The sequence below is a fragment of the Halosimplex carlsbadense 2-9-1 genome (assembly GCF_000337455.1).
GTDB lineage: Archaea > Halobacteriota > Halobacteria > Halobacteriales > Haloarculaceae > Halosimplex > Halosimplex carlsbadense.
In genome coordinates this window covers 60,781-85,047 of record NZ_AOIU01000003.1, presented here as the reverse complement: position 1 = coordinate 85,047, position 24,267 = coordinate 60,781, and the positions used below count along the sequence as shown (strand labels likewise).

Sequence of the window (24,267 nt, the reverse complement as noted above, 5' to 3'; positions counted from 1 at the left end):
TTCAGTCCACCAGGCACAGCACGCGACCGCCCTGCACGGCACCGCAACGGGCCACGAGCCTCCCCAGCCGATTCACTCGCTCACTCGCTCATCCCTCGCACGATGTTGGCGCGAGACGAGACTCGCCAACGTCAGAGCAAGCTCTGACGGCCCTCGAAATCGCAAGCGATTCCGAGACGACAGTGCGCGTCACCGCACCACAGCCACACCGCTACCGCCCGCTCTATCACCTGTCCCGAGCGTCGCCGACGCAGCGGGGAGAACGGCTCGGACTGAGCATCTGGGACGTATCCTGTCGATACTGCCTTTTCGATGTCGGACGCATCTCCCGGTAATGGGTGGGAACGCAACGAACCAAGAGGGGCCCGACGGTGGAGGGGAGCCACAGGCACTCGGGAAATGCACCGAGTGCGGCAGCACGTACCCAGTGCAGCACGAAGACGGAGGGTTGCGTCCCATCGGCGTCACCGGGACGTGTGAATGTGGGAACGACGAGTTCGAACCGGTTTCCGATACGTAGAACGCCAGTTCAGACCGGTCCCGGCCCGACCCCGTCCCGTATTTACCGATCGGGGTCGAACCGACGGGATAGATCCAGATGGCGTCGACGATCCTGATCGCCGGTACGGCCAGCCACGTCGGCAAGAGTACCGTCGCCGCCGGGCTGTGCCGGCTGCTCGCGGACCGGGGCGTCGACGTGGCGCCGTTCAAGGCCCAGAACATGAGTAACAACGCCCGGGCGGTGCCGAAAGCCGAGGCCGTCGCCGACGACGCCGCGACCGACGCCTCGGCGTTCGGCGAGGTCGGCGTCTCCCAGTACGTCCAGGCCCGCGCGGCCCGCGTCTCGCCCACCACGGACCACAATCCGGTCCTGCTCAAACCGCGCGGCGACGGCGAATCGCAACTGGTCCTCGACGGCGAGGCAGTCGCCCACTACGAGGCCGGCGAGTACTACGACGACCACTGGGAACGCGCCCGGGAGACGGCTCGACGCGCGCACGAACGGCTCGCCGCCGATCACGACGTGGTCGTCGCCGAGGGCGCGGGATCGATCGCCGAGCCGAACCTGCGCGACCGGGACCTCGCGAATATCGAGACAGCGCGCTTCGCCGACGCCGAGATCCTCCTCCTGGTGGACATCGAGCGCGGGGGCGCGTTCGCCAGCCTCGTCGGCACCGTCGAACTCCTCCCCGACGACGTGCGCGAGCGGGTCGCGGGCGCCGTCCTCACGAAGTTCCGCGGCGACGCGTCGCTGCTCGACCCGGCTATCGAAGAGGTCGAGGAGCGGACTGCCGTTCCGGTCCTGGGCGTCCTGCCGCACGACGACCCCGGCCTGCCCGCCGAGGACAGTGTCGACCTTCCAGCGGAGGACGAGCGGGCGGTCCGTGGGAGCGACGACGGCGTCGCCGACGACCGGGCGGTCACCGTCGCCGTCCCGCGCTTGCCCCGGATCTCGAACTTCACCGACCTGGAGCCGCTGGCCCGCGAACCCGGCGTCCGCGTGGCCTATCTACCGCTCGACGCCGACCTCGACGACCCCGAGGCCGTCGGCACGGGGACTGGCCGCGGCGCCGACGCCGTGGTACTTCCGGGCACGAAGAACACCGTCGACGATCTGCGGGCGCTTCGGGTGGCGGGATTCCCGAGGCGACTCCGGGCGTTCGACGGCCCGGTCGTCGGTCTCTGTGGCGGCTATCAGATGCTCGGCGAGCGCATCACCGCGGCCGGTATCGAGAGCACCGACGACATCGATACCCTCGAAGGAATCGGTATTTTACCCGTCGAGACACGCTTCTCGCCGGACAAACGGGTCGAACAGGTCACCCGGCGAATAGACGGGACCGGACCGCTCGCGGGCGACGCGGGTCCGGTCTCGGGCTACGAGATCCACATGGGTGAGACGCGCGTGTCCGGCGGGGAAGGCGACGCCACCGTCGAACACCCGTTCCCCGACGCCGAAGCGGGCGCGGCGACCGACAGGGTGCTGGGGACGTATCTGCACGGACTGTTCGAGAACGACACCGCCCGCGACGCGTTCGTCGACGAGATATTTTCCCACGTAGGCATCGATCGATCGGAGCGTGAGTCGGCGGGGCGATCACCGTACGACCGCGCTGCCGACCTGGTCGCGGGACTCGGATCGGACGCGCTCGCCGACGGCCTCGGGCTGGACGCGCTCGACGAGGAGACGGGCCGGTAGACTGACGCGGCCGGGGGCCGTGGGTCGACCATGTCGCTGCCCTCCGTTGACGACGCTCGCGCGTGGATCGCCGCTCGCTCGGCGCGCGCGATCGCGATCCGGGTCGTCGCAGTCGTCACCGTCCTCGCGCTCGCTGGCGGGCTGGCCTTCTACGCGTACTTCGGGGTCTTCGCGCACCACGCTCCCGAGGAGGTCCGCGAGTCGGTCCGCGCCGACGGGAACGTGACGGTGACCGAGGCCTACGGCGGCTTCGTCGTCTCGGACGCAGACCCCGAGGTCGAACGGCTCGGCGTGGTGTTCTACCCCGGCGGTCGGGTGGCACCCGATGCGTACCTCCCGACGGCGGGGGCCATCGCCGAGCGCGCGAACGCCACCGTCGTCGTCCCGAAGATGCGGGTGAACCTCGCCGTGTTCTCGATCGGGCGGGCCGACGCGGTGCTCGCGGGCGAACGGAACGTCTCGCAGTGGGTCGTCGGCGGGCACTCGCTGGGCGGGGCGATGGCGTGTCGCTACGCCGGGGGACACCCCGATGCCGTCGACGGGCTGTTGCTCGTCGGTGCCTACTGCGACCAGCCGGTCCGGGAGACGCCCGCGCTGGCGGTCGTCGGGACGCGCGATTCGGTGCTCGACCGCGAGCAGTTCGCCGACAGCCGGGGGAACCTGCCGGCCGACGCCACCGTCGAGCGGATCGAGGGGATGAACCACTCACAGGCGGGGCGGTACGGCGGACAGTCCGGCGACCGTCCCGCGCGGATCGGGACCGACGCGGCCCACCGTCGACTCGCGGCGGTCGTCGCCGACTGGCTCTGCGGCGAGTTCGACCACTGCGCGGCCGGCGCCACGCCGGACGGCCCGGCGACCGCGACGAGCGCGGTCGACGCCGGCTCGGCACCGCTCGGCCCGGACCGCTGAACGCACTGGTCCGGTCTCGGGTGACCGCTCGCTCTCGAACCCGTCGTCGACCGACGGTTCACCGTCGGCCGCGTGCGAGCGCGCAACTCTTCCCTCGCGGGAACGACACTCGCGACACGACCCCCTCGCCGGCGGACCCGAACACGTTCGAACGCTTTCGATCGATATTCGTCCGGAAAAACAACCATTCGTTTCGAAACGGGGCGGAGCTGTGCAGTATTTGCGAACTCGATCGGAACAAAATTACGGGCGTACTATTTTTCGGCCTGTATGAGTGTCCATCGGATACGCGGGAGTTCGCGTCGCGGGCTGGTGTCGGCGACGCTGGGCTTCTTCGTGGGCTTCGCCGGCGTGGTGTTGTACGGACCGGTCGCGACGGAGTTCGAGTCGGCGATGGGGCTGTCCGGGCTGGCGCTCGGGCTGCTCGTCGGTGCGCCCCAGCTGACGGGGTCGCTGCTGCGGATCCCCTTCGGCGCGTGGGTCGACGAGGTCGGCCCGCGCAAGCCGTTTCTAGTCCTCCTGAGTCTCTCGATCCTCGGGATGGCGGGGCTGTCGGCGCTGCTGGTGACGGCCTACCCCGAGGGGCTGACGATGGAGCTGTACCCGCTGGTGTTTCTCTGCGGCGCCCTGAGCGGCTGCGGGATCGCCGTCTTCTCGGTGGGGACCACCCAGACCTCCTACTGGTACCCGAAGGACCGCCAGGGGACGGTGCTGGCGGTGTACGCGGGGCTGGGCAACAGCTCGCCGGGGCTGTTCACGCTGTTGTTGCCGGTCGCGCTGTCGGCGCTGGGGCTGACGACGTCCTATCTGGTCTGGTTCGCCTTTCTGGTGCTCGGGACGGTCGCTTACGCCGTCCTGGCGGTCGACCCGCCCTCGTTTCAGCTGCGCGAACAGGGGATCGATACCGAGGAAGCCCGTCAGCGGGCCGAAGCGTACGGCCAGGAGCTGTTCCCGGGCGGCGACGCCTTCGCGTCGGTCCGCGATGCGGCGGCGATCCCGCGGACCTGGGGGCTGGTGGCGCTGTTTTTCACCTCCTTCGGCGGCTTCCTCGCGCTGACGGTGTGGCTGCCCTCCTACTGGACGGCGATCCACGGGCTGGGCGTCCAGGGCGCCGGCGCGCTGACGGCCATCGCCTTCACCCTGCCGGCGGCGGTCCTGCGGGTCCCCGGCGGCTACCTCAGCGACCGGATCGGCGGGGAGGTGACGGCGGTCGGGAGCTTCGTCGTCGTCGGCATCGCGGCGCTCGGGCTCGTCGTCACGCGCACGTACGGGACCGCGCTGGGGGCGACCGTCTGTCTGGCCGTCGGGATCGGCGTCGCCAACGCCGCCGTCTTCCAGCTCGTCCCGAAGTACGTCCCGGAGGCCGTCGGCGGCGCGTCGGGGCTGGTCGGCGGGCTCGGCGCGTTCGGCGGGTTCGTCGTCCCGCCGGTGCTGGGGCTGTTCGTCGACAGCTTCGGCGAGTCGGGCTACGCCAGCGGGTTCGTCGTCTTCGTCGCGCTCGCGCTGGTCTCGGTGGCGCTCTCCGAGCGGCTCTACCGCACCCGCGCGAGCGTCGGGGTCGACGCCGCGGCTGCTGGGGAGTAGCCGCCGGCCACCGATCCGGCCTTCGGCGTCACTCGACGACGATCTCGACCGTGTCGGTCGTCGTCTGCCCGGTGTTGTCGGTCGCGGTCAGTTCGACGGTGTAGGTCCCCGTCGAGCCGTATTCGTGGGACGCCCACCACCCCCCTGCGGTCGTTCCGTCGCCGAACTCCCAGGCCAGCGCGTCGACCCAGCGGCCGTCGCCGGACGTGTCGTGGGCTTCGAACTCGACGGTCTCGTCGACGGCCGCCTCGGTCGCGCTCGGCTCGGCCGTCGCGACAGCCTCGGTCTGTTCGGTGACGGTGATCGCCAGGCCGTGAGTCGTCGACTCGCCGGCGTCGTTCGTCGCGGTCAGCTCGACCTCGTACTGACCGGGTTCGTCGTACCGGGCGTCGACCCACCAGCCCTCGCCAGTGGTGCCGTTGCCGAGATCCCACGCCAGCCTGGAGACGTGACGGTTCGCGCCCGAGGCGTCGCGAGCCTCGAAGTGGACCCAGTCGCCCGCGGTAGCCTGGGTTTTCCCGGGGTGCAAGCGTGCGATCGGTTCCGCGGAGGTCTCGGCGAGCCACTGGCGGACGAAGCCGCCGTGTTCCTCGGGGGCTGAGCGCAGGGTCCACTCGTCGGCGCCGCCCTCGCCGGGGGAGTCGAACATCGCCGGCGCCCACGAGTCGTCGAAACACCAGGCCGCCCAACCCACGTTCTCGTAGCCCTCGACCCACTCGCGGAAGGGCCGGCCCCAGTCGGTGTTGGTGCCGTAGTCGAGGCCGTCGCTGTAGGGGTCCCAGCCGAACTCGGTGACGAAGACCGGTACGTCCTCGGCGGGGGCGCCGTAGGTGTCGTCGAACTCCTCGGGCCGGCCGTTGTCCGGGTAGATGTGGGCGGCGTAGATCAGGTTCTCTCCCTCGAAGGGGTACTCGGGGGCGAAGTTCGTCCGGGAGGTCCAGCTCGGCGAGCCGACGACGATGGGCGTCTCCGGGGCCGATTCGCGGACCATATCCACCCACGGCTGGGCGGTCTCGCGCCACAGCAGCCACTCGGCTTCGGGGCTCTCGACGGACTCGCCGTTGTCGCTCCAGAAGATCGGGTAGGTCGGTTCGTTGAACAGCTCGTAGAGCACGTGCTCGTCGTCGGCGAACGCGGGCGCGACCGTCCCCCAGAAGTTCCGGACGATCTCGTCCGGGCTGGTGTCGTAGTCGGCGTCGTCGGCCGCCGCCTCCGTGTAGGGGTGGATGACGTGATAGTCGATCAGCGCGTAGGTGCCCCGCTCGCCCAGCAGGTCGACGACGGGGCGGAGCACGTCGGAAACGAGCGCCTCGACGCCGAGTTGGTCCACGTCCCACTGGGTGACCGGCAGGCGGACGACGTTGGGGTACCACCCGCGGGCGGGGTCGCTCGCCCACCCGACGACTTCCTCGGGGATCTTCGGGTGGATCCCGTCGACCGCGTAGAACCCCATCGAGGCCGTCGCGAGGCCCCGGAGCCTGACCGGCTCGCCGTCGGCGTCCCTGACCCACTTCCCGTCGGTGTGGAGCCGCGACGGTGTCCCGTCGTCGCTCGCCGCCGCGGTGCCCGCGAACCCGCCGAGCGCGACGCCGGCCACGCCCGCGCCGGTCGTGCGCAGGACGGTCCGGCGTGTCGCCGTTCGCTCGTCGGCCGATCGGTTCGCTGTCGGTCGCTCCCCGTCTTCGTGCGGATCGGTCTCTGCTGTCATGCCAGTGGGTCATCGCAACGACACGACGTAATTACCTGGTCGGATGAAACGTCCCGGAAGCGACGGTCCCTCCCTTTCACAGTGTGAAACGGCGTCTGTCGGGAGAATCAGTCGGCGCCGGGGTCGTCGACGGGGAGGAGGCCGGTGGCCATCAGACGACGGACGATAGTGACGAGGCCGTTGTCGAAGCCCCGGCCGAAGACGGCGTGTTCCTCGGTCCCACCGACATCGTCCTGGACCGTACTGACGAGGATGGTCGACCGGTCGACCAGCAGGATGCGTGTGATCTCCGTGTCGTCGTCCGGGAGCGACCCATCGAGCCACTCCAGCCCCGAGACGAACACTGACGCCGCCCGCGTCCGCTAGTGCCCGCGCCAGCTCGTCGACCGTCGTCGCGTTCGCGTCCTGGACGTAGCGTAGCACTGCGCGTCGCCGCGGATCGGCGACGGCTGTTAGTAATTCCTCCGTCGTAGTGGTCGTGCCGTCAATTCTCATCGGGTTACCTTCCACGTTCGCTGTCCCATCTCCCGCAGACGAACATGGATCTGAAGATTGGTCTCGCCGACGGAAGACGGTGGTGTTGACTCACATCGTCACACTTCTCGGGCCGGTCGCGACGGGCGTGGCGCCGCTGCGCGACCGGGCCGGGACGGCGTGGACCTGTCGGCCACACGAACGTTTTTAAGCCAGGGGGAACCACCCCGAGGTGATGGTCGAGGCGTTCGCGGTCGCCAGCGGGAAAGGGGGGACCGGCAAGACCACGAGCACGCTCGCGCTGGGGATGGCGCTCTCCGAGGAGTACGACGTGACGGTGGTCGACGCCGACATGGGGATGGCGAACCTGCTCTTTCACGCCGGCCTCGCCGACGTCGAGACGACGCTGCACGACGTGCTCGTCGCGGGCGGCGCGTCCGTCGACGCCGCCGTCTACGAGCGCCACGGCATGCGCGTCGTCCCCTGCGGGACGAACCTCGCGGCGTTCGAGGCGGCCGACCCGGCGCGCCTGCGCGAGGTGGTCGCGACGCTGGCCGCCGACACCGACGTGCTCCTGCTCGACTCGGCAGCGACCCTCTCCTCCCGTGCCGCCGTCCTCCCGGTCGTGCTCGCCGACCGGGTCGTGGTCGTCCTCGAACCGACGATCCCGGCGCTGTCGGACGGGCTGAAGGTCCAGGAGTACGCCACCTCCTACGGGACAGAGACGGCGGGGATCCTCTTCAACAAGGTCAGGGACGCGGACGCCATCGAGCGCATCGCGCCGAAGGCCGAGCGGTACTTCGAGGGGCCGACGCTGGCGACGGTGCCGGCCAGCGACCGGGTGCGGGCGGCCCGCCGAAACGGCCGGCCGCTGCTCGCCCACGCGCCCGACAGCGAGGCCGGCCGCGCCTACCGCGAGGCCGCGGCGACGCTGACGGTCCGCGACCGCGATTCGGGAGCGGTCGCCGACCGGTTCCGCAGCGCGGTCCTCCCCGAGTCACCATGAAGTTGCCCCAGGGACGACTCCTCCGGTCGCGGGTCGTCGAGGACCCGCGAACCGTCCTCGTCGACGCGCTCGACCGCGGGCTCACGGGCTACGCCGTCTTCGAACCGCAGGACGCGCTCCTGCTCGAAGCGAGCGGTCGCGGCGTCGTCACCTTCCGTACGGGCGTGCCGGTCGTCGCCTACCACACCGGTACCGACCGCGCCGGGCCGCCGGCGCTCGCGGACCTGGCCGCCGAGGGACCGTATCGCATCCGACTGTTCGCGCTCGCGCCGGCCGACCTCGAAGCCGTCCACGACCGGTCGACCTTCCGGATCCCGCCCGGGATGGCCGCCGAGCGACTGGCCGGCGACCCGACGTTGGCCGACCGGACGCGTGCGACAGCGCCGCCCGACCGGCTGGCCGGCGCGACGGAGTCGCCTGGCGGCCCCGCCGAAGCCGGGAGCGGCGACGGCGCCGGGACCGACGAGCGCAAGCCGGGGGCGGTCGAGGCGTTCCTCGACGACGCCGAGAAGATCGAGGCGATCCGCGAGCAGGCCCGCGCCGAAGCCGCCGAGCGGGCCGACGAATGGGGCTTCGACGACGTGGGCTGAGCCCTCATCGATGCCGAGGCGGTCGGCCCCGTCAGTCCAGCCGGAACGTCTCCAGATTCTTCGGCGCGACGGTTCGCATGCCGAACTCCTCGTAGAGCGCCGACGAGAGGTGGTCGGTCGAGGACTCGTCGCCGTGGACACAGAGGACGGTCTCCGGGCGGGGGTTCATCGTACGGACGAAGTTCTCCAGGCCCTGGCGGTCGGCGTGGCCGGAGAAGCCGTCGACCGTCTGGACATCCATGTTCAGGGCGACTCGGTTGGCGCCGCGCCCGGCGGTGTCGTTCAGCGAAATCTCGTCGCGGCCCTGCTGGATCTGGCGGCCCAGCGTCCCTTCGGCCTGGTAGCCGACGAACACGAGCGTGCTCTCGGGGTCGCCGCCGAGCAGCCGGAGCCAGGACATGATCGGGCCGCCGGTGATCATCCCCGAGGTCGTCAGCACGATGGAAGGCTCGTCGTCGACGACGTCGCGTCGCATCTCGTCGCCGCCGTCGACCGGCCGGAACTGGTCGGCGAGGAACGGGTTGTCGTCCTCGTAGAGGATCCGCTGGCGGAGCCGTTCCCGGAGGTGGTCCGGGTAGGCGGCGTGGATCGCCGTCGCCTCGCGGATCATCCCGTCGAGGTACACCGGCATCGTCGGGATCCGGTCCTCGCGCATGGCCTCTTCGAGGACGAGCATGAGCTCCTGGGAGCGCCCGACCGCGAACGCGGGGATCAGGATCTTCCCGCCCTTCTCGTGGGCCTCGTTGATCACCGTCTCGAGCTTGCGCTCGGAGTCCTCCTGGTCGGTCTGGTAGTCGTTGCGCCCGCCGTACGTGGATTCGAGGACCAGGGTCTCGACGCGCGGGAAGTCGTTGACGGCGCCGTCGAGCAGGCGGGTGTCGCGGTAGTGGATGTCTCCGGAGAAGGCGACGTTGTAGAACCCTTCGCCGACGTGGAAGTGCGAGACGGCCGACCCGAGGATGTGGCCGGCGTTGTGCATCGTCAGTTTCACGTCGGGCGCGATGTCAGTGACGTTGCCGTACTCGACGGGGATCGTGTGTTTGAGCGCTTTCCGGACCATCGAGCTGTCGTACGGCGGGGTCCGGCCCTCCTTCGAGGCGACATCGAGGTAGTCGAGCTGGAGCAGGCCCATCAGGTCTCGCGTCGGCTCGGTCGCGTAGATAGGGCCGTCGTAGCCGTACTTGAAGAGGATCGGGATGAGCGCCGAGTGGTCGAGGTGGGCGTGGGTGAGGACGACGGCGTCGATGGAGTCCGGGCCGGCGGCGAGCGCTTCGGGCGCCTGGAGGTACGGCACCTCTCCCTCCGCGCCGGGCTTGTCGCCGCAGTCGATCAGGACACGGGTCTCCGGCGTCGAGAGGAGGAACGCCGCCCGCCCGACCTCGCGACAGCAGCCCAGCGTGGTGATACGGACCCACTGGTTGTCGGCCGTCGTCGGCCTGTGGATCTGCCGGCCGACGTCTTCGAGGATGTCCCGGCGTTCGTCCCGTTCCTGTTTGAGGAAGTTACGGACGTTCGAGACGGTCGAGGACTCGATCGGGGGCGTGCGGACGACCTCCGGCGTCCAGCCGACCGCCGCCCGGATCTCCTCGAGCGTCTCGCCGTGGCGGCCGATGACCATCCCCGGCTTCTCGGCCTCGACGAGCACCTCGCCGGTCGAACTGTCGAAGTCGAGCGACTGGACCCCGGCGTCGTCCGGGATCGTGTCGCGGATCGTCCCCTCGGCCTTGCGCTCGGGGACGAGCGCGTCGGCGGTCGGTCGAACCGTGATGCGTTTCTTGAACGTACTCGCCAGCTTCGGCACGAGCCGGTCGCGCTCGGCGAACGTCTCGACGTCGGGCGAGTAGATGACCAGGTCCGGCCCCTCGAACTGGACGCTCGAAATCTCGATGTCGTCGGGTGTCTCTTCGTCGATCTGCGCGTGGATCTCGTCGATCGAATCGTGTGTCGTTTTCATGCGTTTCCTTCGAATCGGGCGACGCGCCGCGAGAACCGTCGAAAAACCCGACGGCTATCGGGTCGATATCTACACTCGGCCGGGCGCGAGTAAGAATCTTTGCTTCCGGACCGGGCGGGTCCGGGAGCCGTTCCCGTGAGGACCCGGTCAGAGTAATAACGTTTAATAATTTATGGCGGCTGTGTTGTTATATGAGCGTCGTAAGCGTCTCGATGCCGGAGGAACTGCTCGAGCGGATCGACCAGTTCGCGGACGACCACGGCTACACCGGTCGGAGCGAAGTGGTCCGGGAGGCCAGTCGGAACCTCCTCGGCGAGTTCGAGGACAGGAAACTGGAGGGTCGCGAACTGATGGGCGTCATCACCGTGGTCTTCGACTACGAGACGACGACCGTCGAGGAGAAGATGATGCACCTCCGCCACGAGCACGAGAACCTCGTCGCCTCGAACTTCCACAGTCACGTCGGTGGCCACCACTGCATGGAACTGTTCATCCTCGAGGGGTCGCTCGAAGACATCTCGACGTTCGTCGGGAAGATCCGGGCGACGAAGGACACGCTCACCGTCGACTACTCGGTGCTGCCCGTCGACGACTTCGGCCCCCTCGCCGACATCGACTGAGTCCGCCTCCGTCCCCGCTTCGTCGCGAACGGATTCGACCGGCTCAGATCAGCGTCTCGATGTCGGAACGCCGGTCGGACATGTTCCGGTTCACCTCGATGATGTTGGCTGTCTCCATCACGCGTTCGGGCAGCGCCTCGTAGAAGGTATCGCCGTCGACCAGGCTCGTGGGGCCGGAGATGCTGATCGACCCGAGGACGTCGCCGTCGCGGTCCCTGATCGGTGCGCCGACGGCGCGGAGGCCTTCGATCTCTTCCTCGTCGTTGACGGCGTACCCCCGTTCGCGGACGGTCGCGAGGTGGTCGAACAGTTCCTCGCGGTCGGTGATCGTGTTCGCGGTCCGTCGCGGGAGCCCGTGACGGTCGACGATCGCTTCGACGCGGTGCTGGGGGAGGAACGCGAGGATCGCTTTCCCCGAGGCGGTGATGTGCAGGTAGTCGCGCTGCTGTCGCTTCGCCCGCTGGTAGTCGTCGCCGACGGCCGCCTCGCCTTTCCCCTTGTAGAGGTTGATCCCGCGGCCGTTCTCCTCGGTAACGAGATGGGTGTAGTGGGCCGTCTCGGCGGCCAGCTCGTCGAGCTTTCTGATGATCATCTCGTCTAGCAGGCTCCGGTTCCGGGCGTACTCGCCGAGCACGAAGAACATGAGCGAGAGCTCGTAGCGTCCGTCCCGGTTGACGAGAAAGCCCGACTGTTCGAGTGTGGCGAGGTAGGCGTGGGCCGAACTCTTCGAGATGTCGAGTCGGTCGGCCAGCTCTGTCACCCCCGTCCCATCCGTCGCCTCGATCGCCTTCACCGCCTCCATCGCGGTCGAGACCGTCGACAGCGTCCGCGGAGAGCCGCCCCCGGAGTCCCCGGTCATGTGCGCGGGTAGTCGCTCGCGCGTCTTCAGTGTTCGCAACGGCGCAATTTACATCTTCGCTGCATGGTTCGACAAATATGAAAGATCTGGTGTTAGTCGGCGGTGTAGGGCGGTGTCTAGTCACTATCTCTGCTGATTCTGAAACGGTGGTGCGTCCGATTTCCGCGTCGGTGCGACGGCGTTCGACAAGCGAGAACAGCCTCCGCGGCCTCGGGTCGCTGTCGGCCCGCGGGGTGGCGGTGACAGTCTCGGATCAGCGTTCCGCAGCCGTGCACCGGACCGACCCCTTCGGGTCGGTACAGCTCTCGTCGACGGCCCAACTGGTGACGTCCGATGACCGATGGCGGATCCCTACAATGTTTCTTGCGTGCGCGCGGACGAGAGACGAACTCGGAGCTAGAACTCACGGCCACCCCGTCGACTGCGCCTCCGAGAATCACCTGCGGTGTTCGTGTATTACGAACGGCCCGATCTCGGCGCTCACGAAGTGGTCGGTCTCGCGGGTCCCGGGCCGGTGGGTCGTCGCCCCCGCGACGGGGTCTCCCTCGACGGCCGCCGCGCTCCTCGCTGCCCGCGTCCGTCGACTGCCTCCGCGACCGGGCGACCCCTTTAGGACCCTTATTGGAATCGGGCAGACACCCAAACAAATTCGATTATTCCACCGGAATTCTTTAATATGGGTCCCAGATATCACTCAATAGTCGAAATATGGTTGAAGAACTAAACCAAATTCGGGCTAACTTTGGACAACTTCAAAATAATGGCGTGCGTGCGAGCGCGTGGGCTTCGCGGACTCGGGGAACGGCGACGATCGGGCTCGTCGACAGCGACGAGGTGGTCGGCGATGAGTGACGAGCGGTCACCGGCGGACGGGTCGATCGACGTTCGAGACCTGCTGTCCGAGCAGTCGCGGCGTCGGTTCCTCGCTTCGCTCGGGGCCGTCGGCGCCGCGGGTGTCGCCGGCTGTGGCGGCGACGGCGGGTCCGGCGACGGTGACGGAGGGAGTGGCGGCGACGGCAGCGACGACAGTGACGGCGGATACGGCGGTTCGACCGACGCCCAGAGCGACGATGCGTCGACCGGGACCGCGGGGTCGGGGCGGACGCTCACCGCCAACATCACCCAGCGGCTCGGGACGGTCGACCCGGCGAAGGGGACCGACTACGTCCAGGCGATGGCGCTGGTCAACCTCTACGACCCGCTGGTGTTCCCGGACAGCGAGGGGACGATCCAGCCCAACCTCGCGAGCGACTGGTCGGTCTCCGAGGACAACACGACCTACACGTTCACGCTGCGGGAGGGCGTCACGTTCCACAGCGGCAACGAGCTGACCGCCGAGGACGTCAAGTTCACCGTCGAGCGGTTCATGGACATCGGCCAGGGGTACGCATCGCTGCTGACCGGCGTCCTCAGCAAGGAGAACATCACCGTCGAGGACGAGCGGACCGTCACCTTCGAACTCGACGAACCGTACTCGCCGTTCGTTCCGATCATGGTACTCGTGTTCATCATGGACAAGCAGCTCGTGATGGACAACCTCGCCGACGGCGAGTACGGCGACCGGGGCGACTACGGCCAGGAGTACATCAACGACAACGACGCCGGCTCCGGCGCCTACGCCCTCGAGGAGTTCACCCGCGGCTCGGGCATCGTCTTCTCGAAGTTCGACGACTACTTCAAGGAGTTCCCGGAGGGCTCGTTCGACACCGTCGACGTCCAGATCATCACGGAGAACTCGACGGTCCAGTCGCTGATGAACTCCGACGAGCTGGACATGACCGGCCAGTATCAGAACGAGCGGACCTACAGCGCCATCGAGGAGATGGACCACGCCCGGGTCGATAAGATCCCGACGTTCGGCCTGCTGTACTTCAAGATCAACACCCAGAAGCCCCCGACCGACGACCCGGCCGTCCGGGAGGCGATGGCCTGGGGCTTCGACTACGAGCAGGTCGTCACCGAGATCATGCCGGACATGCAGCGCGCCCAGGGACCGCTCCCGCCGACCTGGGGGTCGCACAAGGAGGACGTGATGCAACCCTCCTACGACCCCGAGCGGGCCAAGCGGGTGCTCGAAGACGCCGGCTACTCGGAGGGCGAGATCACCATCCAGAACACGTTCACCTCCTCGTACGGCTTCCAGGAGCGCATCGGGCTCCTGTTCCAGGAGAACATGGCCGAGATCGGCATCGACGTGGAGCTCAACCCTCAGACCTGGGGGACGATCACCGAACTCGCCACCTCGCCGGAGGACACGCCCCACACGAACCAGGTGTTCTACGTGCCGACGTACCCCTCGGCCGACTCGATGTTCTACAACCAGTTCCACTCGGAGGCCGCGAGCACGTGGATGAGCATGGAACACCTCGAGAACGACGAGGTCGACTCGCTCATCGAGGAGGCGCGGGCGACCCCCGATCCGGACGCGCGGGCGGAGATCTACCGCGAGCTGCAGTCGGTGCTCGCGGGGCTGTACTGCGACATGCACATCTACCACACCGTGAAGAAGATCGGGTTCCAGAACGACGTGGAGGGGCTCACGCTCCGGCCGGCACAGGGCTTCGAGTACACCTTCCGCGACCTCCACCACACGGGATGAAGCGGATCAAGGTCGTACTCTGGCGGTTCTCGGGGATGGCGGTCAGCCTCCTCGGGCTCTCCGTCCTCGTGTTCGTCATCTCCCGGGTGCTCCCGGGGAACCCGGCGCGGATGGCGCTGGGCGCGATGGCCAGCGAGGAGCAGGTCGACCGGCTGGCGGCGGAGATGGGCCTCGACCAGTCGCTCCCGCTCCAGTACGTCGACTACATGACCGGCCTGGTCGCGGGCGACCTCGGACAGAGCCTCCAGACGAAAAACCCCGTCGTGCAGGACATCGCGACCAAGCTCCCGGCGACGCTGGAGCTGATCTCCCTGGCGACCGTGTTCATGGTCGCGATCGGGATCCCGCTCGGCGTCCTCGCGGCGCGCAACCGCGGCGGACGGATCGACGACGCGACCCGCGTGTTCGCCTTCTCGACGGTGAGCGTCCCCAGCTTCTTCATCGGGATCGCCCTGCAGCTGGTCTTCGGCTACTACCTCCAGCTGTTCCCGATCACGGGCCGCATCGCGCGGGAACACGCCGCCGACGTGACGCGGGAGACGGGCTTTCTCCTCGTCGACACGCTGTTGTCGGGCGCGTTCGCCGCCCACCTCAACGCCTGGGCGCACCTGCTGTTGCCGGCGGTGGCGCTGTCGTTCGGCGGGATGGGGCAGGTGATCCGGATCACTCGGTCGAGCATGATCGACGTCGAGGGCAAGGAGTTCATCGAGGCGACCGACGGCTACGGCCTCCCGCGGTGGCTCGTCTCCTACAAGTACACGCTGAAAAACGCCTTCATCCCGACGCTGACCATCCTCGGACTGCTGTACGCGTGGCTGCTCGGCGGCGCCTTCATCATCGAGATCGTCTACTCCTGGCCCGGAGTGGCCAAGTACGGCGTCCAGTCGGTGCTCACGAGCGACGTCAACGCCATCGTCGGCGTCACGATGACCATCGGCCTCGCGTTCGTGCTGACGAACCTCGCGGTCGACCTCCTGTTGAACCGGATCGACCCGCGGATGGACCTGGCAGGTGATGCGGCGTGAGCACCGAGACCAGTACGCTCGACCGGGTCGTCTCGCCGTCCCGGCGCGAGCTATGGTACCGCTCGTATCGCCGCTTCGCCGCCCAGCCGATGAGCCTGCTCGGCCTCGCCATCGTCGCGACGGTCGTCTTCCTGGCGGTGTTCGCGCCGTGGGTCGCACCGTATCCCCAGCACGCCGCCATCTACACGGACTTCGCGAACGCCTATCAGCCGCCGAGCCTCGCCCACCCGTTCGGCACGGACAGCAGCGGTCGCGACGTGTTCACGCGGGTCCTGTTCGGCTACCGGCTCTCGCTGAAACTCGCGGGCGTCATCCTGGGGATCGGCGTCCCGGTGGGCGTGACGCTCGGCCTCGTCGCCGGCTACGTCGGCGGGCTGGTCGACGCGGCGATCATGCGGGTCACGGACACGTTCCTCGCGCTCCCGCCGCTGGTGCTGGCGCTGGCCATCGCCTCGGCGTTCGAGCCGACGCTGGAGATCGCGATGTTCGCCATCGCGTCGCTGTGGTGGACCTGGTACGCGCGGCTCACCCGCGGGCTCGCGGCGAGCCAGCGCGACGAGCCGTACGTCCAGGCCGCCAAGCTCGCCGGCGCCGGCCCGGTCCACGTCATGTTCCGGGAGATCCTCCCCAACTGCCTCTCGCCGATCCTGGTGAAAGTGACCCTCGACGCGGGCATCGTCATCCTGACGGGCGCCTCGCTCTCCTTTATCGGGCTCGGGGTCCAGCCACCCCGGCCCGGGCTCGGAACGATGGTCGCCGGCGGGACGGAGTTCCTGCCCGGCGAGTGGTGGATCAGCATCTTCCCCGGCCTGGCCATCTTCGTCCTCGTGCTCGGGTTCAACATGCTCGGCGACGGGCTGCGCGATCTGTTCGACGTGGAGGTGGAACAGTGAACCCGACCGAGCCGGTGCCGGAGGACCCGATCCTCTCGGTGTCGGACCTGTCGGTCGGGTTCGAGGGGTTCGACGGCTACGCCGACGTGGTCGACGGCGTCGACCTGTCGGTCGGTCGCGGCGAGGTCGTCACCGTCGTCGGCGAGACGGGCTGTGGCAAGTCCGTCACCACGAAGGCGGTCACCGGCCTGCTCGACGAGCCGCCGGCGAACGTCTCGGGGACCGTCGCCTTCGAGGGGACGGACCTGTCGACGCTCTCGGCCGACGAGCGCCGCGCGCTCAACGGCGACCGGATGGGCATGGTGTTCCAGGACCCGATGTCGAGCCTGAACCCCGTGTTCACCGTCGGCGAGCAGCTCGTCGACACCCTGCAGTTCGGCGGCGAGGGCTCGGCCGGTGTCGTCGAGTACCTGCGGCGGCGCTACTCCCGGTCGGACCGGGCCGACGCCCGTGAGCGCGTCCTCGATATGCTCCGGGAGGTGCAGATGCCCGACCCGGAGTCGGTGATGGACAGCTACCCGTCGGAGCTGTCCGGCGGCATGTGCCAGCGGGCGCTGGTCGCACAGGCGCTGCTCAACGAGCCGGATCTGCTCATCGCCGACGAGCCCGGGACGGCGCTGGACGTGACCGTCCACGACCAGATCCTCGCGCTGCTCTCGGAACTCATCGAGGACCGGGACATGAGCATCCTGATGATCACCCACAACCTCGGCGTCGCACGGCAGCTGAGCGACCGAGTGTACATCATGTACGGCGGACGCATCGTCGAGACGGGCACCACAGAGGAGATCTTCGAGGACCCGAAACACCCCTACACCCAGGGGCTCATCGCCTCGATCCCGCAGCTGTCGGGCGGGACGATGGCCGACGGGATCGACGGGTCGGTCCCCGAGTACACCGACCCGCCCGAGGGGTGTCGGTTCCACCCGCGCTGTCCCTACGCCGACGAGGCCTGTCGAACCGAGCGCCCGGCGTTCGAGTCGTTCGGCGACGCCCGCGGCGTCGAGTGTGTCCGGTTCGCATCCGGCGATCCCGGCCCGGAGCCGACGCTCGGTGAGACGAAGCGACGGCTGAACACGGCGGTCGATCCGACCGACGCGGCGGCGGACGGCGGGACGACCGACCGGGCCGAGACGGACGGCGGGACGGTCGGCGAAGGGGGAGAGCGATGACGGCTCCCGTGCTCGCCGTCGAGGACCTGGAGAAACACTTCGGCGGTGGCGGCTGGTTCGGCGGCGAACCGCCCGTGCGGGCGGTCGACGGGGTCTCCTTCGAGATCGGCCGCGGCGAGACGCTCGGGCTCATCGGCGAGTCCGGCAGCGGCAAGTCGACCATCGCGAAGACCGTCATCGGGATCCACGAGCCGACCGGCGGGCGGATCCGGTTTCAGGGCGAGGACGTGACGCCCCAGACGCGCAAGCAGCTGCGCCGGCTCCGCTCGGAAGTGCAGATGGTGTTCCAGGACCCCACGTCCTGTCTGAACCCGCGACGCACGATCCGCAAGTCGCTCTCGGTGCCGCTACAGGCGGCGGACGTGCCGAAAGGCCAGCGGGCCAATCGCGTGAGCGAACTGCTCGACCGGGTGGGGCTGAACGACGAGTACCTCGCCAAGTACCCGCACGAACTGAGCGGCGGGCAGAAACAGCGGGTGAACATCGCCCGCGCCATCGCGGTCGAGCCGACGCTGCTGCTGCTCGACGAGCCGACGAGCGCGCTCGACGTGAGCGTGCAGGCGAAGATCATCGGCCTCCTCGAAGACCTGCAGGACGAACTGGGACTGACCTACCTGTTCATCACGCACGACCTCTCACTGGTCCGGAACTTCGCCGACGAGACGGCCGTGATGTACCTCGGCGAGATCCAGGAACGGGGGCCGACCGACCGGATCTTCGAGCGGCCGAGCCACCCCTACACGCGGGCGCTGCTGTCGGCCATCCCCGTGACCGACGACGCCGAGGAGGCGTACAAGCCCCGCCAGGAGCCCCTGGAGGGTGAGATCCCGAGCCCGCGGGACGTGCCCAGCGGCTGTCGGTTCCACCCGCGCTGTCCCCACGCCACGGAGCAGTGCGCACAACACCACCCCGAACCCCGCGAGGTCGACGGCGCATCCGTGCGCTGTCTCGCCTACGACGACGGGACGAGCGGTTTCGACGACCTCCCGAGCGAGCCACGGCGGCTCGCCTCCGACGGAGGGGTCGACCGATGACGGTCGACCTCGCGGTCGTCGGGGGGACGCTCGCGACCGCCGACGGGACGGTCGAGGCGGGGCTGGCGGTCGACGACGGTCGCATCGCGGCGATCGGCCGCGAGCGGGACCTCCCGTCGGCCGACCGGACCGTCGATGTCGACGGGCGGGTCGTCATGCCGGGCGTCGTGGACCCGCACGTCCACCTCGACGGATTCAACTCGATCGACAGCTACGAGACCGGGACCGCGGCCGCGGCGCTGGGCGGCGTCACGTCCGTGATCAACTTCGCGTGGCAGACGTGGACGGGCGAACGCGAGAAACACGCTGACGGCCCCGTCTGGACCGACACGGGCTCGCTGTGTGACGCCGTCGCACGCCAGCGGGCGAAAGCGAGCGACGCCCTCGTCGACTACGGCCTCCACGCCACCGTGACGGCCGACGACCGCTCGGTGTTCGAGGAGTTCGCCGAGCTGGCCGAGCTGGGCGTCACGTCGGTGAAGTTCTTCACGGCCTACGACATCGGCCTGTCGAACGGCTTCCTCCGGCTGGCCTTCGGGCGTCTCGCCGCGGAAGACCTCGTCGCGCTCGTCCACACCGAGGACGCGGCGGTCTGCGAGGCGCTCACCGACCGCCAGCGCGAGCGCGGCGCCGGTGCGCCGACCGACTATCCGGCGGCGCGCCCGGACTACGCCGAGGCGATGGCGCTGGCCGACGCCGTCACCGTCGCCCGCGAGACCGACTGCAAGTACTACGGGGTCCACACGTCTTCCGCGGCGGCGGCCGCCGAACTCGCCGACGCCCGCGAGGACGGGGGCCTGGTCCGCGGCGAGACGTGCCCGCACTACCTGGCGCTGACCGACGCGGCCTACGCCGAGCAGGGCGCGCGGGCGCTCCAGTCGCCGCCGCTGCGCTCGGCGGCCGACGCCGACGCGCTGTTCGACGCGCTGGCCGACGGCACGCTGAGCACCGTCGGGACTGACCACGTCGCCTCGACGGCGGCCGAGAAGGCCGTCGACGAGTGGTGGGACTGCCCGTTCGGCGTCAACAGCCTCCAGACGAGCCTCCCGGTGATGCACGACGAGGCGGTCGTCGAGCGGGGCTGGTCGCTGTCGGCGCTCGTCCGGCTCATGTGTCGGACCCCCGCCGAGACGTTCGGCCTGCCCCGGAAGGGCCGGCTCGAAGTCGGCGCCGACGCCGACTTCGTCGTCTTCGACCCGACGGCCACCCACCGGATCGACGCCGCCGACAACGCCTCGCGGGCCGACTACTCGGTGTACGACGGCCGCGAGGTCACGGGCCGAGTCGAGGCGACCTGGGTCCGCGGCGAGCGGGTCGCGGCCGACGGCGAGGTCGTCGCCGAGCCCGGACACGGTGGGTACCTCCACCGCGAGGTCCCCGAGTGGGGGCCACGAGGGGGCCCGGCGTGACGTCGGAGATCCCAGTCGACGGGGACGCGCTCCGGTCGGACGTCGAACGCACGGCGCAGTTCGGCGCGATCGACTGCGAGGACGGCATCGGTCGAACCGTCCTCCCGGGGACGCAGGCCAACGCTCGGGCGCGCTCGTACCTCGTCGACCGGATGGTCGCGGCCGGGCTGGAAGTGCGCGTCGACGCGGTCGGCAACATCGCCGGCCGGTGGGCGCCGCCGACGTGCGACCCGGACGCGGCGCCGGTCGCCGCGGGCAGTCACCTGGATTCGGTCCCCGAGGGCGGCATCTTCGACGGGCCGCTGGGCGTCTACGCCGCCCTGGAGAGCGTGCGCGCCATCGCGGCGAGCGACCTCGCCGTAGCGCGGCCGGTCGAGGTGGTCTCGTTCACTGGCGAGGAGGGGACTCGCTTCGCGGACGGGGTCCTCGGGTCGTCGGTCGCCGCCGGCAACCGGGCGGTCGACGACGCGCTCGCGCTCTCCGACGGCGAGGTCACGCTCGAAGCCGCGCTCGACGACATCGGCTTCCGCGGCGACGAGCGCTTCGACGCGAGCGAGTGGGACGCCTGGCTCGAACTCCACGTCGAGCAGAGTGGGACGCTCGAACGGGCCGGCTGCCCGGTCGGCGTGGTCGACTCGATCACCGGGACCACCCGGTGTCGAGTCACCATCGAGGGCGAGGCCGACCACGCGGGCACCACGCCGATGGTCGACCGGACGGACGCGCTCGCGGCGGCCAGCGAGCTCGTTCTCGCCCTCGAAGCGGCCGCGACGGAGATCGCGACCACCGACAGCGAGTCGGCCGTCGCGACGGTCGGGTCGCTGTCGGTCGAACCGGGCGCGACCAACGTCGTTCCTGGTCGCGCGGAGCTGTCGGTCGACATCCGCGACGTCGACCCGGCGTCGATCGAGCGGCTCGTCGACACCCTCGAAGCGACGCTCTCGGACCTGCGCGAGGACCGCGGGGTCGCCGTCGCGTACGAGCGGCCCTACGACATCCCGCCGCGGCCGATGGCCGACCGGGTCCGCGGCGCGTTGCGGGACGCGACGCGACGGGTCGACGTGGCGGCGCGGTCGCTGCACTCCGGGGCTGGCCACGACACCATGGAGGTCGCCGACGCGACCGACGCGGGGCTCCTCTTTGCCCGTTCCCGGGGCGGCCACTCCCACAGCCCGCTGGAACACACCGACTGGCGCGATTGCACACTCGCGACGCGAGTGCTCGCGACGGCGCTCGCCGACCTCGCCGGAGCGACCGACGCGTGAGCCCCGGCGCCCGCGCCCGACGGCCAGCGGCGTCGCAGGAACTGCACCACGAACACCGCGACCGGCGAGTCGCGGACGACGCGCGGAGCGGAGACGGTGCGAGACGACCATCGAGCGGAGACGATCGGCGGATTACGGACGATACCATCATGAGCGAGCTACTGTTCGAAATAAACGAACGGACGTACACGGCATCGATCCTCGAATCGGACGCACCGGAGTCGGTCGCGGCGATGCGGGAGTTCCTCCCGCTGCGCTCGGAGCTGCTCCACGTTCGCTGGAGCGGCCACGCGACGTGGGTCGAGATCGACGAGATCGACCTCCCGGAGCTGCCGCGGGAGAACCACACGGTCTACCCCTCGCGGGGTGACGTGCTCCTCTATCCCGGCTACCGCAACGAGCAGGAGATCCTCCTCGCCTGTGGCCCGACCTGTTTCAAGAGCCCGGCCGGTGAGCTGGCGGGCAACCACGTCGCGACGCTGGACGCGTCGCGCGAGGAACTGCGTGAGCTGGAGGAGCTGACGCTGCGGGAGGGCGCCCAGGAGATCGCGGTATCGATCGCGGAGGGCGAGTGATGACGGACATCCTCGTCCTGCCTCACAAGATCCACGGGCTCTCGGCGGCCGAGTACGCCGAGACGCTGCGCGAGCGGTTCCCCGAGTTCGACGTGGCCCACGCGGAGACGCCGGCCGAGGAGCGGCGGCTGATCACCGAGGCGCGGGTCGCGACGGGCTACGAGATCTCCACGGACCTGCTCGCGGCGGCCGAGCGACTCGACCTGTTCGTCTGCACGTTCGCCGGGACCGGCCACCTCCCGCTGGAGGCGCTGGACGACCACGGCGTCGCCGTCGAGAACGCCTCCGGCGTCCACGGCCCGAACATCGCCGAGCAGGTGCTCGGCTGTCTGCTGACGTTCGTCCGTCGCCTCGACAGGGGGTGGCGCCAGGAGCGCCGCGCGGAGTGGCGCCACTACCAGGCGGGCGAGCTGAAAGGGTCGACGGCGACGGTCGTCGGCCAGGGCCCCATCGGCGAGACGGTCGTCGACCGCCTGCAGGCGTTCGACGTGCACACGATCGGCGTCCGGTACACGCCGTCGAAGGGCGGGCCGGCCGACGAGGTCGTCGGCTTCGATGCGGAGGCCCTTCAGGCGGCGTTCGCCGAGACCGACCACCTGGTCCTGGCCTGTCCGCTCACCGACCTGACCGAACGGCTCGTCGACGAGCAGGTGTTCCGCACGCTCCCGACCGACGCGACGCTCGTCAACGTCGCCCGGGGCGAAGTCGTGGACACCGACGCGCTCGTCGACGCGCTACGGACGAATCAGATCCGCGGCGCGGCGCTCGACGTGACCGACCCCGAGCCGCTCCCCCCCGACAGCCCGCTGTGGTCGCTGGGGAACTGCCACGTTACGCCCCACAACGCCGGCCACACGCCCGAGTACTGGAACCGCTGTGCGGACATCCTCGGCGGCGCGCTCGACTCCGTCTCGTGACGCCGGTGGCGGTTCGCCCGTCCTCGGCCGGCGACGCGGCGATCCCCACAGCGTGGGAACGAGCGGTAGACCCAAACCCCTCGGCCGCGGTCGTACGCCCATGACCGGAGCGACGCTGTACGACCGGCTCGGCGGGCGCGAGGGGATCGAGGCGGTCGTCGACGAGTTCTACGACCGACTGCTCGACGACGACGAGCTGGGGCCGTTCTTCGAGGACTCGGACCTGGAGATGCTGCGGCGGACGCAGGCGGACTTCCTCTGTGAGGCCGCGGGCGGACCGGAGACGTACGACGCGGCGCCGGTCCGGGAGGCCCACCTCCACGTCCCGTTCACCGAGGCCCACATCCGGCGGGCGATCGACATCCTGGAGGCGACGCTGGCGGCGTTCGACGTGGCCGACGACGACGCCGACAAGGTGGTCCAGGCGATCGCAGCCTACGAGGCCGACCTCCTGGCGACGCCGGCCGACGGCGCCGAGGACTGAGCCGGCTGCTCGCGCGCAAGCGTGCGGCCGCCCGCTCGTCGGTCCCGCGAGTCAGTCCCCGGGACGACGAGCGAGTCGCGACTCCGTGGGTCGGACCGGTCGGATCGCGGTCTCACCGTGGTCGGCCCGTCTCGCGGTCTCGCCGTCGTCGGCCCGTCGGATGGCCGTCGCGGACGGGCGGATCGACACGGGGACGCCCCGCAGTCGGTGGTCCGCGGCGGCGTGACGGGAACGGTCGTCCGGATCGATGCGCCGATCGCAGTCGAGACAGTACCAGTGGTCGGTCATTGCCGTGTGTGGTCCGGTGGTGACGGTTTCGGTTGGGCAGTCGTGATTCTCGGTGGTCGTGGTTCACCGACGGTCGCGTTTCACGGGTGGTCGCTCGCGAGCGGCCGGTCCCGGGCGCGCGGACGCCGCTCGATGGTCACGCGGTGTTCGACGCCCTGGTCGCGTCTGTGGGCGCGTTCCTCGGACAGCGCCGCCGCGACCGAGGGCGCTTCGGCGGTGAACGAGCACGTCTCACAGTCGACGCTGAACCGCGCCATCGCCCCGGTCAGTCGCTCCCGACCGCCGACCGCGGCAGGTCGGCGATCCGATCGTAGGCGGTCGGTTCGGACGACTCGCCGCCGAACTCGACGGTGAACCCCTCCTCGCCCATCGTCACCACGGCGCCGTCGAAGCGCAGCTCGTAGACGTTCTTGGGCCGGCAGTCCTCCGGGAGCCGGTTTTTCTCCGCGACGAGCTCCGCTTCCTGGAGCCGGTTGACCTTCCGGTAGGCCGTCGACAGCGGGATGTTACACTCCTCGGACAGCTCCGGGATGGTCTTGGCCTCCGTACGGACGGCGTCGAGGATCGTCTTGCAGTCCTCGTCGCCCACCGCGTCCAGAAACGCCCGGTCTCTACCCTCTGACATCTGTATCTAGCCCTTCACCGGCGGGGAGCATAGCCGAAGGAACTAGCTGACTAGTGAATCGATTCCGGAACCGA

The 24,267-nt window shown here is 69.5% G+C and carries 23 protein-coding genes; 16 read left to right on the top strand and 7 right to left on the bottom strand.

What is annotated here, in order from left to right; genetic code table 11:
• The first annotated feature begins 598 nt into the window (after nucleotides 1-598).
• The 3 genes from C475_RS00410 (at nucleotide 599) to C475_RS00400 (ending at nucleotide 4,696) form a co-directional block, all read left to right on the top strand.
• Nucleotides 599-2,200, top strand: a complete 1,602-nt coding sequence (locus tag C475_RS00410) for a cobyric acid synthase (RefSeq protein ID WP_006881740.1) — start codon at nucleotides 599-601, stop codon at nucleotides 2,198-2,200.
• 30 nt (nucleotides 2,201-2,230) lie between these two features.
• A complete protein-coding gene (locus tag C475_RS00405; protein ID WP_006881739.1) occupies nucleotides 2,231-3,112 on the top strand; it encodes an alpha/beta fold hydrolase in 882 nt (293 codons plus the stop codon).
• Nucleotides 3,113-3,382: 270 nt separating this feature from the next.
• Nucleotides 3,383-4,696: an MFS transporter gene (locus tag C475_RS00400; protein ID WP_049929782.1), complete on the top strand. Its 1,314-nt coding sequence runs from the start codon at nucleotides 3,383-3,385 to the stop codon at nucleotides 4,694-4,696.
• Between the two features lie 28 nt (nucleotides 4,697-4,724).
• Here C475_RS00400 and C475_RS00395 read toward each other — a convergent pair whose 3' ends face one another.
• Complete coding sequence (locus tag C475_RS00395) at nucleotides 4,725-6,404, bottom strand: cellulase family glycosylhydrolase (RefSeq protein ID WP_006881737.1); 1,680 nt, start codon at nucleotides 6,402-6,404, stop codon at nucleotides 4,725-4,727.
• Between the two features lie 107 nt (nucleotides 6,405-6,511).
• Complete coding sequence (locus C475_RS00390; protein WP_006881736.1) at nucleotides 6,512-6,748, bottom strand: hypothetical protein; 237 nt, start codon at nucleotides 6,746-6,748, stop codon at nucleotides 6,512-6,514.
• A gap of 365 nt (nucleotides 6,749-7,113) precedes the next feature.
• Here C475_RS00390 and C475_RS00385 point away from each other — a divergent pair, with 365 nt between their 5' ends.
• Complete coding sequence (locus C475_RS00385) at nucleotides 7,114-7,884, top strand: nucleotide-binding protein (protein ID WP_006881735.1); 771 nt, start codon at nucleotides 7,114-7,116, stop codon at nucleotides 7,882-7,884.
• A complete protein-coding gene (locus tag C475_RS00380) occupies nucleotides 7,881-8,474 on the top strand; it encodes a Rossmann-fold NAD(P)-binding domain-containing protein (RefSeq protein ID WP_006881734.1) in 594 nt (197 codons plus the stop codon). Before C475_RS00385 ends, C475_RS00380 begins: the two co-directional genes overlap by 4 nt.
• A gap of 31 nt (nucleotides 8,475-8,505) precedes the next feature.
• Here C475_RS00380 and C475_RS00375 read toward each other — a convergent pair whose 3' ends face one another.
• Nucleotides 8,506-10,428: a beta-CASP ribonuclease aCPSF1 gene (locus tag C475_RS00375; RefSeq protein WP_006881733.1), complete on the bottom strand. Its 1,923-nt coding sequence runs from the start codon at nucleotides 10,426-10,428 to the stop codon at nucleotides 8,506-8,508.
• A gap of 191 nt (nucleotides 10,429-10,619) precedes the next feature.
• On the opposite strand from C475_RS00375, the gene nikR reads away from it, so the two are divergent.
• The gene (nikR, locus tag C475_RS00370) at nucleotides 10,620-11,048 is read left to right on the top strand and encodes a nickel-responsive transcriptional regulator NikR (RefSeq protein WP_006881732.1); all 429 of its coding nucleotides are present in this window, start codon (nucleotides 10,620-10,622) and stop codon (nucleotides 11,046-11,048) included.
• Between the two features lie 43 nt (nucleotides 11,049-11,091).
• Here nikR and C475_RS00365 read toward each other — a convergent pair whose 3' ends face one another.
• Nucleotides 11,092-11,907 carry an IclR family transcriptional regulator gene (locus tag C475_RS00365; protein WP_006881731.1) on the bottom strand — a complete coding sequence of 272 codons (816 nt, stop codon included), beginning with the start codon at nucleotides 11,905-11,907 and terminating at the stop codon, nucleotides 11,092-11,094.
• 844 nt (nucleotides 11,908-12,751) lie between these two features.
• Here C475_RS00365 and C475_RS00360 point away from each other — a divergent pair.
• The 10 genes from C475_RS00360 to C475_RS00315 all read left to right on the top strand — a co-directional run bounded on the left by C475_RS00360 (nucleotide 12,752) and on the right by C475_RS00315 (nucleotide 23,280).
• Nucleotides 12,752-14,506, top strand: a complete 1,755-nt coding sequence (locus C475_RS00360; RefSeq protein WP_006881730.1) for an ABC transporter substrate-binding protein — start codon at nucleotides 12,752-12,754, stop codon at nucleotides 14,504-14,506.
• Nucleotides 14,503-15,531 (top strand): ABC transporter permease, encoded by a 1,029-nt coding sequence (locus C475_RS00355; RefSeq protein WP_006881729.1) that lies wholly within the window; start codon nucleotides 14,503-14,505, stop codon nucleotides 15,529-15,531. The genes C475_RS00360 and C475_RS00355 overlap by 4 nt, the downstream gene beginning before the upstream one ends.
• Nucleotides 15,528-16,424, top strand: a complete 897-nt coding sequence (locus C475_RS00350; protein WP_006881728.1) for an ABC transporter permease — start codon at nucleotides 15,528-15,530, stop codon at nucleotides 16,422-16,424. The genes C475_RS00355 and C475_RS00350 overlap by 4 nt, the downstream gene beginning before the upstream one ends.
• Nucleotides 16,421-17,596 (top strand): ABC transporter ATP-binding protein, encoded by a 1,176-nt coding sequence (locus tag C475_RS00345; protein WP_006881727.1) that lies wholly within the window; start codon nucleotides 16,421-16,423, stop codon nucleotides 17,594-17,596. The genes C475_RS00350 and C475_RS00345 overlap by 4 nt, the downstream gene beginning before the upstream one ends.
• Complete coding sequence (locus C475_RS00340) at nucleotides 17,593-18,630, top strand: ABC transporter ATP-binding protein (RefSeq protein ID WP_006881726.1); 1,038 nt, start codon at nucleotides 17,593-17,595, stop codon at nucleotides 18,628-18,630. The genes C475_RS00345 and C475_RS00340 overlap by 4 nt, the downstream gene beginning before the upstream one ends.
• On the top strand, nucleotides 18,627-20,039 hold the full coding sequence (locus C475_RS00335) for a dihydroorotase (RefSeq protein ID WP_006881725.1): 1,413 nt from the start codon (nucleotides 18,627-18,629) through the stop codon (nucleotides 20,037-20,039). Before C475_RS00340 ends, C475_RS00335 begins: the two co-directional genes overlap by 4 nt.
• Entirely contained in the window at nucleotides 20,036-21,304 is a 1,269-nt protein-coding gene (locus C475_RS00330; protein WP_006881724.1) for a Zn-dependent hydrolase, read from the top strand. The genes C475_RS00335 and C475_RS00330 overlap by 4 nt, the downstream gene beginning before the upstream one ends.
• Before the next feature lie 149 nt (nucleotides 21,305-21,453).
• Nucleotides 21,454-21,879 carry a DUF3830 family protein gene (locus C475_RS00325; protein WP_006881723.1) on the top strand — a complete coding sequence of 142 codons (426 nt, stop codon included), beginning with the start codon at nucleotides 21,454-21,456 and terminating at the stop codon, nucleotides 21,877-21,879.
• Complete coding sequence (locus C475_RS00320; RefSeq protein WP_006881722.1) at nucleotides 21,879-22,796, top strand: D-2-hydroxyacid dehydrogenase; 918 nt, start codon at nucleotides 21,879-21,881, stop codon at nucleotides 22,794-22,796. The genes C475_RS00325 and C475_RS00320 overlap by 1 nt, the downstream gene beginning before the upstream one ends.
• 100 nt (nucleotides 22,797-22,896) lie before the next feature.
• Complete coding sequence (locus tag C475_RS00315) at nucleotides 22,897-23,280, top strand: truncated hemoglobin (protein WP_006881721.1); 384 nt, start codon at nucleotides 22,897-22,899, stop codon at nucleotides 23,278-23,280.
• 51 nt (nucleotides 23,281-23,331) lie between these two features.
• Here the strand turns inward: C475_RS00315 and C475_RS00310 are convergent, their stop codons facing one another.
• The 3 genes from C475_RS00310 to C475_RS00305 form a co-directional block, all read right to left on the bottom strand.
• A complete protein-coding gene (locus C475_RS00310; protein ID WP_006881720.1) occupies nucleotides 23,332-23,568 on the bottom strand; it encodes a hypothetical protein in 237 nt (78 codons plus the stop codon).
• A gap of 80 nt (nucleotides 23,569-23,648) precedes the next feature.
• Nucleotides 23,649-23,825: a hypothetical protein gene (locus C475_RS23670; RefSeq protein WP_161625151.1), complete on the bottom strand. Its 177-nt coding sequence runs from the start codon at nucleotides 23,823-23,825 to the stop codon at nucleotides 23,649-23,651.
• Between the two features lie 8 nt (nucleotides 23,826-23,833).
• Nucleotides 23,834-24,193 carry a winged helix-turn-helix domain-containing protein gene (locus C475_RS00305; protein WP_049929780.1) on the bottom strand — a complete coding sequence of 120 codons (360 nt, stop codon included), beginning with the start codon at nucleotides 24,191-24,193 and terminating at the stop codon, nucleotides 23,834-23,836.
• Nucleotides 24,194-24,267 lie beyond the last annotated feature (74 nt).